This window comes from [Erwinia] mediterraneensis (assembly GCF_900604315.1).
GTDB lineage: Bacteria > Pseudomonadota > Gammaproteobacteria > Enterobacterales > Enterobacteriaceae > Pantoea > Pantoea mediterraneensis_A.
Genome location: NZ_LR026978.1, coordinates 3261792 through 3277293 on the forward strand (window position 1 = coordinate 3261792; position 15502 = coordinate 3277293).

The following is a 15502-nucleotide window of genomic DNA, read 5'->3' on the forward strand; positions in this document are numbered from 1 at the left end:
CACGATGAAAAAAGAAGCCCGCATCACCGCGCGACAAACCGACGTGCCCACCCACGGCGCGACCGTCATTCCGTTGTCAATCGCCCCCCGGACCCCGGTGCGCCGACCTGCGCTGCGCCCGCTGCTGCAGCGGGCGATCCCCGGCGGCTGTGGCCTGTTGCTTCTGCTGCTGGTGTGGCAAATCGCTGCTGTCTGGAGCAAAGGTTTTCCCTCGCCCTGGGCCACCTGGCAGGCAGCCCTGCTGCTGTTCGCCGATCCGTTTTACAACGGCGGTCCGAACGATCTGGGCGTTGGCTGGAATGTCCTCGCGTCGCTGCAACGCGTGGCGGTCGGCTTCGGACTGGCGGCGCTGGTGGGCATTCCGGCCGGTTTCCTGATTGGCCGCTTCGCCTTCCTGGCGCGCATGTTCAATCCGCTGATCGCGCTGCTGCGCCCGGTGAGCCCGCTCGCCTGGCTGCCGATCGGCCTGCTGCTGTTCCAGCGTGCCGAACCGGCCGCCAGCTGGACCATCTTTATCTGCTCCATCTGGCCAATGGTGATTAATACCGCCGAAGGGGTGCAGCGCATTCCGCAGGATTATCTCAACGTGGCGCGCGTGCTGAATCTCTCCGAATGGACGGTGATGCGCAAAATTCTTTTCCCGGCGGTGCTGCCGTCGGTGCTCACCGGCGTGCGTCTCTCGATTGGCATCGCCTGGCTGGTGATCGTCGCCGCAGAGATGCTGACCGGCGGTATTGGCATTGGCTTCTGGATCTGGAACGAGTGGAACAACCTCAACGTAGAAAACATTCTCATTGCCATCGTCATGATTGGCGTGGTCGGACTGCTGCTGGAGCAGGCGCTTATGCTGCTGGCGCGTCGTTTCAGCTGGGATAAATAAGGAGGCCCGATGAACCCCATTATTCGTGTACAGCAGGTCAGCCAGCGTTTCACCACCGCCAGCGGCGAGTTTCTGGCGCTGGATAACGTCAGCTTCGACATCCGCGAGGGCGAAACCCTGAGTCTGATCGGCCACTCCGGCTGCGGCAAATCTACTTTGCTCAACCTGATCGCGGGTCTCACCGCTCCGAGCAGCGGCGTGCTGCTGTGTGATAACCGGGAAATCGCCGGGCCGGGGCCGGAACGTGCGGTGGTGTTTCAGAACCACTCGCTGTTGCCCTGGCTCACCGCCTGGCAGAACGTGGCGCTGGCGGTTGATCAGGTATTTAAACACAGCATGAGCCAGGCAGAGCGGCGCGACTGGATCGAGCACAATCTCAATCGCGTACAGATGAGTCACGCCATGCACAAGCGGCCCGGCGAAATCTCCGGCGGCATGAAACAGCGCGTCGGCATCGCCCGCGCGCTGGCCATGAAACCGCGCGTGCTGCTGCTGGATGAGCCGTTCGGCGCGCTGGATGCGCTGACGCGCGCCCATCTGCAGGACAGCGTCATGCGTATTCAGCAGGAGCTGAATACCACCATCGTGCTGATTACCCATGACGTGGATGAAGCGGTGCTGCTCTCCGATCGCGTGCTGATGATGACCAACGGCCCGGCGGCCCATGTGGGCGAGATCCTGGAGATTGACCTGGCGCGGCCGCGTTCACGTGTGGCACTGGCGGACGACAAAGCTTATCACCAGTTGCGCCAGCAGATTCTGCATTTCCTCTATGAAAAGCAAACCTCGGCGGCATAAGGAGCAGGCAATGGCGGAGCAACTGCTGGTGATTGGCAACGGCATGGCAGGCATGCGCATGGTGGAAAGTCTGCTGCAGCGCGCGCCCGGGCGTTATGACATCACGGTGATCGGCCGCGAGCCGCAGGTTAACTACAACCGCATCATGTTGTCGCCGGTGCTGAGCGGCGAGAAAAGGTTCAGCGATACCATCATCCATTCACCCGACTGGTACGCACATCATCAGGTACGGCTGCTGAGCGGCGAGCCGGTGCTGCATGTCGATCTGTCGCAGCGCCGGGCGGATACCGTACAGCGTCGTCTGCCCTGGGACCGACTGGTGTTCGCCACCGGCTCGCAGCCGCTGATGCCCGCGATCCCCGGCATCGATCGACCTCAGGTGATCGCTTTTCGCACCCTGCAGGACGTCGAACGCATGCAGGCGGCGAGCGGGCCGGTAGTGGTGCTTGGTGGCGGTCTGCTGGGGATAGAAGCGGCGGCGGCGCTGCGCCAGCGCGGACGTGACGTCACGCTGCTGCATCGCAACCCCTGGCTGCTGGATCGCCAGCTGGATGCCACGGCGGGCGCGCTGCTGGCCAGCAGCCTGACAGAACGCGGCATTCGCTGCCAGACCGGTGTCTCACTGGCGCAGATTAACAGTGACAGTGTCACGCTAACCAGCGGCGAAATCCTGGCAGCGCAGCAGGTCATCATCGCCATTGGCGTGACGCCGGAGAAGGCACTGGCGCAGGCGGCGGGTCTGCCCTGTGGGCGCGGCATCCTGGTGGATCGTCAGTTACGCACGCCGCAACCTCAGGTCTATGCGCTGGGCGAATGTTGTGAAATCGATGGAGAAACCTTCGGCCTGCTGGCCCCCTGTCTGGCGCAGGCTGAGGTGCTGGCGGCGCAGCTGGCGGACGCGCCGCAGGCCGATTTCTATCCCCAGGCGCAGGGTACGCGGCTGAAAGTCACCGGTATTGAGCTGTTCAGCGCCGGGGATATTCAGGAACGCCCGTCGCTGTGCAGCTTTGATCCCCTCAGCGGCCATTATCGCCGTCTGTTTCTCGATCAGGGCCGTTTGTGCGGCGTGCTGCTCTGGGGCGACAGCCGCCAGGCCGCGCTGCTGCTGGCCAAACTTCAGGACGCCGAAACAGTGAGCAGCAACGCGCTGTTCGGCCTGGATGAAAACCCGACGCAGCCACAGGCTGCAGGAAGCGATGCAATGAATAAACCTGTTATAGCAGTTGTGGGTCACGGCATGGTCGGACACCACTTTCTTGAACAGCTGGTCGCGCGCGAACTGCATTTGCGCTATCACATCGTGGTGTATGGCGAAGAGCCGCAGGTCGCTTACGATCGCGTGCATCTGTCCGACTATTTCACCGGTAAAACCCATGCCGATCTCTCGCTGGTCAGCGACGGCTTTTTCGAACGTCACGGCATTGAGCTGCGCAGCAACTGCGAGGTGGTGGCGATCGATCGTCAGCGCCGCGCACTGCGTGACGCCGACGGTAACGAGCTGGCCTGGGACAAACTGGTGCTGGCGACCGGCTCCTTTCCTTTTGTGCCGCCCATTCCGGGTCATCAGCTGTCACGCTGCTTTGTCTACCGTACGCTGGCGGATCTCAATGCCATCTCCGCCTGCGCGCCTCAGGCGACGCGTGGCGTAGTGATCGGCGGCGGACTGCTGGGGCTGGAAGCCGCCAACGCGCTGAAACAGCTGGGGCTGGAGACGCACGTAGTGGAGTTTGCCCCGCGGCTGATGGCGGTGCAGCTGGACGAGGGCGGCGCGCAGATGCTGCGGCGCAAAATCGAAGCGCTGGGCGTCAGGGTCCATACCGGTAAGCAGACGCAGAGTATCGTCAGCGGTGACGATGGTCGTCTGCAACTCAGTTTTGCCGACGGCGAAACCCTGACCAGCGATCTGGTACTGTTTTCCGCCGGCATCCGCCCGCGCGACCAGCTGGCGCGCGCGGCGGGCCTCGCGCTGGGCGAACGCGGCGGCATCAGGATCAACGATCATTGCCAGACCAGCGACGACGCGATCTACGCCATCGGCGAATGCGCGCTGTGGAATGACCAGATCTTCGGCCTGGTGGCACCAGGCTACCAGATGGCGCGCGTGCTGGCGGACCAGCTGGCGGGCGAGGACTCCGCGTTCAGCGGTGCCGATATGAGCACCAAACTCAAGCTGCTGGGGGTAGAAGTGGCTTCCTTTGGCGATGCTCATGGCCGTACGGCGGGCAGCCAGAGCTATCACTGGACCCACGGGCCGAAAGAGATCTACAAAAAGCTGGTGGTATCTGCCGATGGCAAGCGGCTGCTGGGCGGGGTGCTGGTGGGCGACAGCGCCGACTACGCCACGCTGTTGCAGATGATGCTGAACAACATGCCACTGCCGGCGGAGCCGGAAACGTTGATCCTGCCGTCGCTGGCGGGAGCGCCGTCCGGTGCGTCCGGCGTCGCGGCGCTGCCGGACAGAGCGCAAATCTGCTCCTGCCACAACGTCTCTAAAGGCGATATCTGCGCCGCGGTAAGCAACGGTTGCGGCGATATGGCGTCGTTAAAAAGCTGTACCAAAGCCGCGACCGGCTGCGGTGGCTGCGCGGCCCTGGTAAAGCAGGTCATGGAGCAGCAGCTGGAGAGCCAGGGCGTGGAAGTGAACCGGGAGGTTTGCGAACACTTTCCCTGGTCGCGCCAGGCGCTTTATCACCTTATCCGTGTCGGCGAAATCAAAACTTTCGACGCGTTGCTGGCGCAGCACGGGCGCGGCCACGGCTGTGAAATCTGTAAACCGCTGGCGGCATCGTTGTTCGCTTCTTGCTGGAACGACTACCTGCTGCAGCCGCAGCATCTGCCGCTGCAGGACACTAACGACCGCTACTTCGCCAACATCCAGAAAGACGGCACCTATTCGGTGGTGCCGCGTGTGGCCGCCGGCGAGATCACGCCGCAGGGGCTGATCGCCATCGGCGAAGTCGCGGCGCGCTTCAATCTTTACACCAAAATCACCGGCGGCCAGCGTATTGATCTGTTTGGCGCACGTCTTGATCAGCTGCCCGCTATCTGGCGGGCGCTGGTGGCGGCCGGGTTTGAAACCGGCCACGCCTACGGCAAATCGCTGCGCACGGTGAAATCCTGCGTCGGTTCGACCTGGTGTCGCTATGGGGTGCAGGACTCGACCCGCTTCGCCATCGATCTGGAAAACCGCTACAAGGGCCTGCGCGCGCCGCACAAAATCAAAATGGCGGTATCGGGCTGTACGCGCGAATGCGCCGAAGCGCAGAGCAAGGATATCGGCGTGATCGCCACCGACAAAGGCTGGAATCTCTATGTCTGCGGCAACGGCGGCATGAAGCCGCGTCATGCGGATCTCTTTGCCAGCGATCTGGATGACCAGACACTGATCCGCTATGTGGATCGCATTCTGATGTTCTACGTACGCACCGCGGATCGTCTGCAACGCACCAGCGTCTGGATGGACAACATGGAGGGCGGCCTCGACTATCTGCGTGAGGTGGTGATCGACGACAGTCTCGGTATCGCCGCGCAGCTGGAGCAGGAGATGCAGCAGGTGGTGGAGAGCTACCAGTGCGAGTGGCAAACCACGCTGCAGGACGCGGCGCGCCTGAAGCTGTTTACGCCGACCATCAACAGTACCCAGCCCGACGAAACGCTGCACTATGCCGCCGTGCGCGGACAACGGGTACCCGTATCGGCGGCAACGCGTATTCCGCTGATTTCGCTACCCGTTGAGCCGTGGAGCGCCATCTGCGCCCTTGACGAGGTGCCGCTTAATGCCGGGCTGGGCGCGCGTCTCGGCAACCAGCGTATCGCGCTGTTCCGCTTCGGCGACGATCTCTATGCGCTGGAAGATATCGAGCCGGGCACCCACGCCAGCGTGCTGTCGCGCGGTCTGCTGGGCGACGTGCAGGGCGAGCCGGTGGTGATTTCGCCGCTCTACAAACAACGCTTCCGCCTGCGCGACGGTCAGTGTCTGGATAATCCGGCGCTGCAGCTGCGTTGCTGGCCGGTGAAGCTGGAGCAGGGCACGATCTGGGTGGCAAATCAGCCGGTCAGCGAAATGGCGGTGGCCTCATGAAAACCACCTGCCCGTATTGCGGTGTGGGGTGTGGCGTCAGCGTCACGCCGCAGGGTGACCAGGCGGCGCAGGTAGCGGGCGATGCCGATCATCCGGCGAATTTCGGGCGGCTGTGCGTCAAAGGGGCGGCGCTGGGAGAAACGTTACAACATACAGGTCGGCTGCGCTGGCCGCAAATCGGTGGCGAGCGCGTCAGCTGGGACCAGGCGCTGGACGCCGCGGCCGATGGCTTGCAACGTATCATCGCACAGCACGGCCCGCAGTCGGTGGCGTTCTACGCCTCCGGACAGCTGCTCACCGAAGATTACTATGTCGCCAACAAACTGATGAAAGGCTTCATCGGTGCGGCCAATATCGATACCAACTCACGCCTCTGCATGGCCTCGGCGGTGGCGGGTTATAAACGCGCGCTGGGAGCGGATGCGGTGCCGTGCTGCTATGAGGATTTCGATCACGCCGATCTGGTGGTGCTGGTGGGCTCCAACGCCGCCTGGGCTCATCCGGTGGCCTTTCGTCGCCTGGAGCAGGCGAAGCAGCGGCGTCCGGAAATGAAAATCGTGGTGATCGATCCGCGCCGTACCGCCAGCTGCGACATTGCCGACCTGCATCTGGCGCTGCGACCCGGCAGCGACAGCGCGCTCTTTACCGGACTGGTGAATTTTCTCGCGCAACAGCAGGGCATTGACGACAGCATGCTGCCGCACCTGGATGGTGTGACGGAGACGCTGGCAGCCAGTCGTGCATGGGATATCGCTGCAGTTGCCGCCTGGTGTCAGCTGGAGGTGAAAGACGTTACAACATACTGGCAATGGTTCATGGTGCAGCCGCGCGTACTGACACTCTGGTGCATGGGCGTCAACCAGTCCGCCAGCGGCAGCGACGGCAACAATGCCATTCTCAATGCCCATCTGCTGAGCGGCAAGATCGGCTGCCCCGGCAGCGGCCCCTTCTCGCTGACCGGTCAGCCCAATGCCATGGGTGGGCGCGAGGTCGGTGGGCTGGCGAACCAGCTGGCGGCGCATATGGGGTTCAGCGCGGCAGAGTGCGATCGCCTGCAGCGCTTCTGGGGTAGCGAGCGCGTGGCACGGCAGCCCGGCCTCACCGCCGTGGCGCTGTTTGACGCCGTGACGCGCGGCGAGGTAAAAGCGCTGTGGATTATGGGCACCAACCCGGCGGTGTCGATGCCAGAAGGGAACCGCATCGACCGGGCGTTGGCGCAGTGCGAACTGGTGATTGTTTCAGAGGTCACGGCGCACAGCGACACCGCCGCCTTTGCCGATATTCTGTTGCCGGCGCAGGGCTGGGGAGAGAAAGATGGCACCGTAACCAACTCCGAGCGGCGTATCTCGCGCCAGCGCGCCTTTGTCCCTCCGGCCGGGGAGGCGCGTCCCGACTGGTGGATGCTGGCGCAGGTGGCGCGTCGGCTGGGATTCGGCAGCGCCTTTGCCTGGCAACATCCGGCGGCCATTTTCCGCGAACATGCGGCGCTCTCCGGCTTTGAAAATCACGGACAACGCGCGTTCGACATCAGCGCACTCGCCAGCCTGAGCGACGCGCAGTGGGATAACCTGCAACCGGTGCAGTGGCCGATCAACGCCGCGGCGCCGCAGGGTACGGCGCGTCTGTTCGCCGATCGCCGCTTTTTCCATCCTGACGGCAAGGCGCGCCTGCTGCCGATCGAACCCTGTCTGCCGCAGGTCACGCTGAGCAGTCACTATCCGCTGCTGATGAACACCGGCCGAATCCGCGATCAGTGGCATACCATGACGCGTACCGGCGCAGTGCCGCGCCTGATGCAGCATAGCGACGAACCTTTTATCGCGCTGCATCCACAGGAGGCGCAGCGCTATGGCCTGCGCGCCGGCGATCTGGCGCGTCTGCAATCAGCGCATGGCTGGCTGGTGGGGCGCGTGACGCTGGAACCTGGACTGCATCCTGGCACGCTGTTTGTGCCGATGCACTGGAACCGCCAGTTCAGCGCGCAGGCAAACGTCGATACGCTGGTGGCGGCGCATTGTTGCCCGATCTCCGGTCAGCCAGCGCTGAAACAGACCGCAGTGCGTCTGCAGGCGCTGCGTCCCGCCTGGCAGGGCTGGCTCTGGCAGCGCACCTGCCGCACCCCGCAGCAAGTGAACTACTGGGCGCGTGCACCGCAGGGCGAGGTACAGCGCTACGTACTGGCAGGGGAAGGCACGCCGCAGACCTGGCTGGCGGCGCAGGGGATGCTGACGGGAATGCAGCTGCAGTATGCGGATGCGGGCGCACAGGGCTACCGTCTGCTCGCCTGGCGCGACGGCGAACTGCAGCTGGCGTTTTATGCTGCGCCGACACTGCCGGTGATCGACAAGGCATGGGTGACGCAGGCTTTTGCCGTGCCACCGCGCAGCGCTGCAGAGCGGCACGCGCTGCTGGCGGGCATGCCGGTGCAGGGCGGCAGCCAGGGACGTATGGTGTGCAGCTGCTATGGCGTTGGCGAGCAGACGATCCGACAGGCGGTGGCGGACGGTTGCCACACCCCCGCGGCGCTGGGCGCGGCGCTGAAATGCGGTACCAACTGCGGCTCCTGTCTGCCCGAACTCAGACAGATTATTTTCACTCAACAGACCGAAGCCTGATGGCGGGAGACAACCATGACCACAGCGATTCCCTCTCTTGATAAATTACTTCCCCCGCCGCGTCAGGATGCGGCGCCAGGCTGCGTCTGGCTGACAGGGGCCGGGCCAGGCGACGTCGGGCTGTTAACGCTGAAAGCGCTGCGTCTGCTGCGCAGCGCTGATGTGGTAGTCTATGACCGGCTGGTCAGCGCCGAGGTGATGGCGGAGGTGCCGTCGGCGACGCTGAGGATTGACGTTGGCAAACGGCCCGGTTGCCACGGTCTGAAACAGACGCAGATCAACCAGTTGCTGGTAGATCTGGCGCGCGGCGGACGTCAGGTGGTACGCCTGAAAGGTGGCGACCCCTTTATTTTTGGCCGGGGCGGCGAAGAGATGCAGTGGCTGCAACAGGCGGGCGTTTGTTGTCAGGTGGTGCCCGGCATCACTGCGGCGGTGGGCTGTGCGGCGGCGGCAGGCATTCCGCTTACCCATCGCGACTATGCACAGTCGGTACGCCTGATTACCGGTCACAGTAAAAGCGGCGAGCCGGATCTCACCGACCCTTCGTTGGGTGCCACACAGCAGACGCTGGTGTTCTATATGGGCTTAAACGGCTGTGTCGCCATTGCCGGGCGGCTGCAGGCGCACGGGCGCAGCGCCGATACGCCGGTAGCGATTATTGAGAACGGAACGCGCATCACGCAGCGAATATTCATCACCTCGCTGGGTGAGCTGGCGCAAACGGTGGCGCGCGAGCAGCCGCAATCCCCCGCGCTGCTGGTGGTGGGCGAGGTGGTGCGACTCTATTCTGGCCAGAGCCTCAGCACGCTGGCGCTGACCCTCGCCGGGTAACTTTCAGATCGCTTTTTTCTGCGCCATCAGCGGCGGGGCGACCAGCACTTTGACGCCCAGGGCTTCAAAGGCGGCGATCTGCGCCGGGGTAATGCCGCTGTCGGTGATCAGATAGTGGATATGGCTCCAGTCGCAGGGCAGGGCAAACATCGATACCTTATCGATCTTGCTGGAGTCGGCTACCACATACACCGTGCTGGCGGAGCGGATCATCGCCATTTTCACTTTGATATCGGTTTCGCTGGGATAGCTGAGGCCGAGCCGCGGGGAGATACAGGCGGTGGCGAGAAACAGCTTTTGCGCCAGCACATTTTCGAAAAAGCTGGCTGCTTTCTCACCGGAGGTCGAGAGGGTCGGGAATTTAAAGGTGCCGCCGGTCAGCAGAATATTAATACCCGGCTCGCCGCCCAGTTTGAGGGCAATATTCACGGCGGTGGTGATCACCGACAGTCGCCGGATATGATCCAGCGAATCAGTAATCGCGGTGGTGGTTGAACCAGAGTCGAAAATCACCGTATCGCCATTTTCAATATATTGCGCCGCCAGACGGCCAATCGCATCCTTTTCATCCAGATGAGTCTGGCGCTCCAGCAACAGCGCCCCGGTGTTCTGTTTCCCGGTCATCAGTGTCGCCCCGCCATGATAACGCTGGACAAATCCCTGTCTTTGCAGCATACGCAGGTCGGTACGGATGGTGGCTTCTGTGAGGCCAAAAGTTTCCGTCAGCGCTTTCACCGTCACCGTGCCATCCTCACGGATCATCTCAAGAATTTTTTCCCGGCGTAACTGCATATCAGCCAGTTGTTCAGTTTTGCTTTTCAATCGAAACGCTCCCTTTTTTCAATCGTGGTTCGTGACGGCGCAAGAAGATCTGTCGCTGAGTTTACCCTGCCGATCTGGCGTTTGCGAGAGCAAGACCAGGGATATATATTTTCGAACGAAAATGTAAACCCATAAAAGGCTGACCGGTATCCGGCGAAACGGGTGTCTGCTTTCCCGCCTTTTGTGCATCATATGATAAGAATAATTGAATTTCAGCGAGATAGAATAAATTTCAGCCTTTTTGTATGAAATTTGATCTCACCCACATACGCTTGCGATTTGATAGCATATATTTTTGTTCGAAAATGAATGTTGCACCATCCGCTGCCGTTTGCTGTCCGGCAATGGGGCGAGTGGCTCACTGAACAGAGAAGGAGAAAGGGCGGATGAGTAATGACTACGACGTAAATCTGCGCTACGGCGTCAACACCCAACTTGATCTCAGCGGCAAAGTCGCCGTGGTCACCGGCGGATTCGGCGGGATTGCGATGGCCAGCAACGAAATGCTGCTGGAAAAGGGGGCCAGCCTGGCGCTGCTCTATCCCCCTTTTGAAGCGGAGAAGGTGGAGAGTCTGCGTCAGCAGTTCGACGCCACGCGCGTGCAGTTTGTCTGCTGTGACGTGACTGATCCTGCCTCCGTGGAGCAGGCGTTCAGCAGCGTAGAGCAGCATTATGGTCATATCGATATTCTGGTGAATTGCGCCGGTTATGTGATGCTGCAGCCAGTACTGGAAACTGACTTCAGCGAATGGCAAAAGCAGATTGCCGTCAATCTCACCGGCCCTTTTCTCTGTGCGCAGGCTGCCGCGAAGCGCATGGTGCAGGCGGGTAACGGCGGCAAAATTATCAATATTGCTTCACAGGCCGCCTCCATCGCCATCGATAACCATGTGGCCTATACCTCAGCCAAAGCGGGTCTGCTGGGCATGACCAAAGTGATGGCCAAGGAGTTTGCGCCGCACCGTATCAATGTGAATACCCTGTCGCCCACCGTAGTGCTGACACCGATGGGTGAGAAAGCCTGGCGCGGAGAAAAAGGGGAGCAGATGAAAACCCTGATTCCGCTGGGACGCTTCGCCTATACCGATGAAATCGCCGCCGCCGTGCTGTTTTTTGCCAGCAACGGCAGCGACATGATCACCGGCGCCGACCTGATGATCGATGGCGGTTTCACCATCTGGTAATGCAACACCCTGTCACCCTGCCATAACAATAATTGAGAGAACAACACCATGAAAACCCGCTATCTGTTAACCACCCTCACCGCGGCCATGCTCTTTTCCCAGGCGAGCCTCGCGGCTGAGAAAGGCACCATCATGATCCTCGTTAACTCGCTGGATAACCCTTATTACGCTTCAGAAGCCAAAGGGGCCAATCTGAAAGCGCAGGAGCTGGGTTACAAAACCAGCGTGCTGTCGCACGGGGAGGATGTGAAGAAGCAGAGTGAGCTGATCGATGCCGCGATCGGCAAGAAAGTACAGGGCATCGTACTGGATAACGCCGACTCCACCGCCAGCGTCGCGGCGATCAAAAAAGCCAAAGATGCCGGTATTCCGGTGGTACTGATCAACCGCGAAATTCCGGTGGATGATGTGGCGCTGGTGCAGATCACCCACAACAACTTCCAGGCTGGTTCCGACGTCGCCAACGTCTTTGTTGAGCAGATGGGTGAGCAGGGCAAATATGCGGAGCTGACCTGTAACCTGGCAGATAACAACTGCGTGACCCGCTCCAAATCTTTCCATCAGGTACTGGATCAATATACCGACATGCAGAGCGTGGCGCGTCAGGATGCCAAAGGCACGCTGATTGACGGCAAACGCATCATGGACAGCATTCTGCAGGCGCATCCGGACGTTAAAGGGGTGATCTGCGGCAACGGTCCGGTAGCGCTGGGCGCGATCGCCGCGCTGAAGGCGGCGGGACGCGATGATGTGATCGTGGTCGGCATCGACGGCAGCAATGATGAGCGCGACGCGGTGAAAGCGGGCTCGCTGAAGGCGACGGTGATGCTGCAGGCACAGGCGATTGCAGCGCAGGGGGTTACTGACCTCGATAACTATATCCAGAAAGGCACCAAACCGGAAAAACAGCGCGTGATGTTCCGCGGCATCCTGATCACGCCGGATAATGCGCAGAACGTGCAGGACTTTAACTACAAGTCGTAATCAGCGGTCGCGCCCGCCTGGCGGGCGCAGAGGAGAAGGTGATGTCGAGACGACCCGGACTGGTGCTGGCCGTGCTGTTGCTGAGCGGCTGTCGCATTGTGTCGCAGCAGGAGCTGGCGGCGCTGAAAAATCCCCCCAATCCCAATCTGTCCAGTGTGGCGCAGGCCTGGCAGCAGAAACTGGTGCCGCAGGTCGTGCAGGAGGCGAAGCCGCTGGCGCAGCTGATGAAAGATCTGCAGGCGGCGAAAGATTTCGATGATGCCTGCCAGCGCTACGGCTATCGCAGCCAGGCGGAAAACCCCTGTGTGTTTTCGGTGCGCCTGCAGGGGGAAGTAACGGCGCTCAACAGCAAATCGCGCAGCGGCAAAATGACGGTGCAGGAAGCGGATGGCGCGCAGGTCACGGTGCAAACCGGGCCGATTATTCGCGGCACCGCGCTGCGTGACGCCTACAAAGGGGTCAGCTATCAGGACTTCAACGATCAGGTGCTGTTTGGTGATTATGGCCGCGCCATTAACCAGCAGGCCGCCGACATGATGAAAACCTTTGCGCCGAAAGTGGGTGACAAGGTGGCGATTGCCGGTGTGTTCAGCAGCTGGGATATTCCGCAGCAGACGCCCGATATCACGCCGGCGCAGATCAGCCGACAACCCTGAGGAGCGGATGATGGCAGAACACTCGCAGCAGACAGCGCCGGATACGCTGCCGGAAGTGATTATTGAAACGCGTAATTTGTCGCGTCTCTATCCGGGGGTGACCGCGCTCGATCAGGTCAACTATCGTGTCTACCGCAACAAGGTCAACGTGCTGATTGGCGAAAACGGCGCGGGCAAGTCCACCATGATGAAGATGCTGGCAGGGGTAGAAACCCCGTCGTCCGGTGAAATTCTGCTGGATGGCAAGCCGGTCACGCTCAGCTCCACCCATGAAGCGGAAAAGCAGGGCATCAGCATTATTTTTCAGGAGCTGAACCTGTTCCCCAACATGAACGTGATGGACAACATCTTTATCGCCAACGAGTTTTTCCAGCGCGGCGTGATTAACGAAAAGTATCAGTATGCGCTGGCGAAATCACTGCTGGAGCGGCTGGAGCTGAACGTGGATCCGCTGGCGCCGCTGGGAGAGCTGGGCATTGGCCATCAGCAGCTGGTAGAGATTGCGCGCGCCCTGTCCAAAGATACGCGCGTGCTGATTATGGATGAGCCGACCAGCGCCCTGAGTCAGTCAGAGGTGAAGGTGCTGTTCAACGTTATCGCCCAGCTGAAGCGACGCGGCGTCACCATTATCTACATCTCCCACCGGCTGGAAGAACTGATGGAGATTGGCGATCACATCACCATCTTCCGCGACGGGCGCTTTATCAGCGAGCGTGAAGTGCGCGACGCCAGCATCCCGTGGATCATCGAGCAGATGGTGGGCGATAAGAAAAAGCATTTCGACTACAGCCCGGCCAGTCAGGGCGAGACGGTACTGCAGGTAGCGGGGCTGACGGCGCTGCATCAGAACGGCGGCTACCGGCTGAATGACGTCAGCTTTAGCCTGCGTAAAGGGGAGGTGATTGGCATTTACGGGCTGCTGGGCGCCGGGCGCACCGAACTCTTCAAAGGGCTGATTGGCCTGATGCCCTGTCAGCACGGCAACATCACGCTGAATGGCGAATCTCTCGACAAGCGTAATTTTCAGCAGCGCCTGAAGAAGGGCATCTCGCTGGTGCCGGAAGATCGCCAGGCGGAAGGGGTGGTGCAGCTGATGTCCATCACCGCCAACATGACCCTCACCGATCTCAGCCTGCGCGGCTTCCGTCGGGCGCTGCGCATGCTGCGTCCGCAAAAAGAACAGCGCCGCGTGGATGAGATGATTAACCATCTGGCGATCAAAGTCAGCGACAGCGAGCTGCCCATTACTTCGTTGAGCGGCGGCAACCAGCAGAAGGTGGTGCTGGGTAAAGCGCTGATGACCGGCCCGCAGGTAGTACTGCTGGATGAGCCGACGCGCGGCATTGATGTCGGTGCCAAAACCGATGTCTATCACCTGATCGGCAGTCTGGCGCAGCAGGGGCTGGCGGTGATGTTCTCCTCGTCCGAACTGGATGAAGTGATGGCGCTGGCGGATCGCATTCTGGTGATGGCTGACGGACGTATTACCGCCGATCTGCCACGCCGCGACGCGACGCGGGAAAAACTGATTGTTGCCTCGACACCTCATGAATGAGGCGGGCCGGAGAGAAAATATGAACCAAAAATATCTGCTCTATATGTACCTGCTGAAGGCGCGCACCTTTATCGCGCTGCTGATTGTGGTGGGCTTTTTCAGCATTATGGTGCCGAACTTCCTCACCACCTCCAACCTGCTGATTATGACCCAGCACGTGGCGATCACCGGCCTGCTGGCAATCGGCATGACGCTGGTGATCCTCACTGGCGGCATCGATCTTTCGGTGGGCGCGGTGGCGGGCATCTGCGGCATGGTCGCCGGGGCGCTGCTCACCAATGGCCTGCCGCTGTGGGGCGGCAATATCCTGTTCTTTAACGTGCCGGAAGTGATCCTGCTGGTGGCGCTGTTTGGCATGATCATCGGCCTGGTGAACGGGACGGTGATTACCCGGCTCGGCGTCGCTCCCTTTATCTGTACGCTGGGCATGATGTATGTGGCGCGCGGCGCCGCCTTGCTGTTTAACAATGGCAGCACCTACGCCAACCTCGTCGGCATGCCTGAACTGGGCAATACCGGCTTCGCCACCCTCGGCTCCGGTACGCTGCTTGGCGTCTATCTGCCTATCTGGCTGATGCTCGGCTTTTTGCTGCTCGGTATCTACCTGACGCATAAAACGCCGCTGGGGCGCTATATCTACGCCACCGGCGGTAACGAGTCGGCGGCACGGCTGGCGGGCGTGCCCATTATCAAAGTGAAAATCTTTGTCTACGCCTTCTCCGGGCTGTGCGCCGGACTGGTGGGGCTGGTGGTCGCTTCGCAGTTGCAAACGGCCCATCCCATGACCGGCAATATGTTCGAGATGGACGCTATCGGTGCCACGGTGCTGGGCGGCACGGCGCTGGCGGGCGGACGCGGACGGGTTTCCGGCTCGATCATCGGGGCCTTCGTGATTGTCTTCCTGGCGGACGGCATGGTGATGATGGGGGTCAGCGACTTCTGGCAGATGGTGATCAAAGGGCTGGTGATTGTCACCGCCGTGGTGATCGATCAGTTCCAGCAACGGTTACAAAGTAAAGTGGTGCTGTTGCGTCGCCATGAAAAAAAGCAGCAGGCAGCACCGCTCTCTGAAATCAGCCATGGCTAACGGGAGGAA

Annotated in this window: 11 protein-coding genes; 10 read left to right on the forward strand and 1 reads right to left on the reverse strand. The window is 61.1% G+C overall.

Translation table 11 applies throughout. The annotated features are described in order from the left end of the window. Positions 1–4 precede the first annotated feature (4 nt). The 5 genes from ntrB to cobA are packed head-to-tail and all read left to right on the forward strand — an operon-like array spanning position 5 to position 9205. Positions 5–880 carry a nitrate ABC transporter permease gene (gene ntrB / locus E0E17_RS15340; protein WP_130834874.1) on the forward strand — a complete coding sequence of 292 codons (876 nt, stop codon included), beginning with the start codon at positions 5–7 and terminating at the stop codon, positions 878–880. A gap of 9 nt (positions 881–889) precedes the next feature. Further along, positions 890–1678 (forward strand): ABC transporter ATP-binding protein, encoded by a 789-nt coding sequence (locus E0E17_RS15345; RefSeq protein ID WP_130834875.1) that lies wholly within the window; start codon positions 890–892, stop codon positions 1676–1678. A gap of 10 nt (positions 1679–1688) precedes the next feature. Further along, complete coding sequence (gene nirB / locus E0E17_RS15350) at positions 1689–5759, forward strand: nitrite reductase large subunit NirB (protein WP_130834876.1); 4071 nt, start codon at positions 1689–1691, stop codon at positions 5757–5759. Beyond that, positions 5756–8374 (forward strand): nitrate reductase, encoded by a 2619-nt coding sequence (locus E0E17_RS15355; protein ID WP_130834877.1) that lies wholly within the window; start codon positions 5756–5758, stop codon positions 8372–8374. The genes nirB and E0E17_RS15355 overlap by 4 nt, the downstream gene beginning before the upstream one ends. 15 nt (positions 8375–8389) lie before the next feature. Then, positions 8390–9205, forward strand: a complete 816-nt coding sequence (gene cobA, locus E0E17_RS15360; RefSeq protein WP_130834878.1) for a uroporphyrinogen-III C-methyltransferase — start codon at positions 8390–8392, stop codon at positions 9203–9205. A 3-nt stretch (positions 9206–9208) separates the two neighbouring features. Here cobA and E0E17_RS15365 read toward each other — a convergent pair whose 3' ends face one another. Beyond that, positions 9209–10027 carry a DeoR/GlpR family DNA-binding transcription regulator gene (locus tag E0E17_RS15365; RefSeq protein WP_130834879.1) on the reverse strand — a complete coding sequence of 273 codons (819 nt, stop codon included), beginning with the start codon at positions 10025–10027 and terminating at the stop codon, positions 9209–9211. Between the two features lie 386 nt (positions 10028–10413). Here E0E17_RS15365 and E0E17_RS15370 point away from each other — a divergent pair, with 386 nt between their 5' ends. The 5 genes from E0E17_RS15370 to E0E17_RS15390 are packed head-to-tail and all read left to right on the forward strand — an operon-like array spanning position 10414 to position 15493. Then, a complete protein-coding gene (locus tag E0E17_RS15370) occupies positions 10414–11211 on the forward strand; it encodes a GolD/DthD family dehydrogenase (protein ID WP_130834880.1) in 798 nt (265 codons plus the stop codon). Positions 11212–11259: 48 nt separating this feature from the next. Further along, on the forward strand, positions 11260–12195 hold the full coding sequence (locus E0E17_RS15375) for a D-ribose ABC transporter substrate-binding protein (RefSeq protein WP_130834881.1): 936 nt from the start codon (positions 11260–11262) through the stop codon (positions 12193–12195). Positions 12196–12236: 41 nt separating this feature from the next. Then, entirely contained in the window at positions 12237–12851 is a 615-nt protein-coding gene (locus E0E17_RS15380; protein WP_130834882.1) for a DUF2291 family protein, read from the forward strand. Between the two features lie 10 nt (positions 12852–12861). Then, positions 12862–14406, forward strand: coding sequence for a sugar ABC transporter ATP-binding protein (locus E0E17_RS15385; protein WP_130835580.1), 1545 nt, complete (start codon positions 12862–12864; stop codon positions 14404–14406). A 19-nt stretch (positions 14407–14425) separates the two neighbouring features. Then, positions 14426–15493 carry an ABC transporter permease gene (locus E0E17_RS15390; RefSeq protein WP_130834883.1) on the forward strand — a complete coding sequence of 356 codons (1068 nt, stop codon included), beginning with the start codon at positions 14426–14428 and terminating at the stop codon, positions 15491–15493. Positions 15494–15502 lie beyond the last annotated feature (9 nt).

Bases quoted from the DNA above. Each gene is read 5' to 3' on its own strand.
- ntrB (WP_130834874.1), top strand. From the start codon at position 5: ATGAAAAAAGAAGCCCGCATCACCGCGCGACAAACCGACGTGCCCACC.
- E0E17_RS15345 (WP_130834875.1), top strand. From the start codon at position 890: ATGAACCCCATTATTCGTGTACAGCAGGTCAGCCAGCGTTTCACCACC.
- nirB (WP_130834876.1), top strand. From the start codon at position 1,689: ATGGCGGAGCAACTGCTGGTGATTGGCAACGGCATGGCAGGCATGCGC.
- E0E17_RS15355 (WP_130834877.1), top strand. From the start codon at position 5,756: ATGAAAACCACCTGCCCGTATTGCGGTGTGGGGTGTGGCGTCAGCGTC.
- cobA (WP_130834878.1), top strand. From the start codon at position 8,390: ATGACCACAGCGATTCCCTCTCTTGATAAATTACTTCCCCCGCCGCGT.
- E0E17_RS15370 (WP_130834880.1), top strand. From the start codon at position 10,414: ATGAGTAATGACTACGACGTAAATCTGCGCTACGGCGTCAACACCCAA.
- E0E17_RS15375 (WP_130834881.1), top strand. From the start codon at position 11,260: ATGAAAACCCGCTATCTGTTAACCACCCTCACCGCGGCCATGCTCTTT.
- E0E17_RS15380 (WP_130834882.1), top strand. From the start codon at position 12,237: ATGTCGAGACGACCCGGACTGGTGCTGGCCGTGCTGTTGCTGAGCGGC.
- E0E17_RS15385 (WP_130835580.1), top strand. From the start codon at position 12,862: ATGGCAGAACACTCGCAGCAGACAGCGCCGGATACGCTGCCGGAAGTG.
- E0E17_RS15390 (WP_130834883.1), top strand. From the start codon at position 14,426: ATGAACCAAAAATATCTGCTCTATATGTACCTGCTGAAGGCGCGCACC.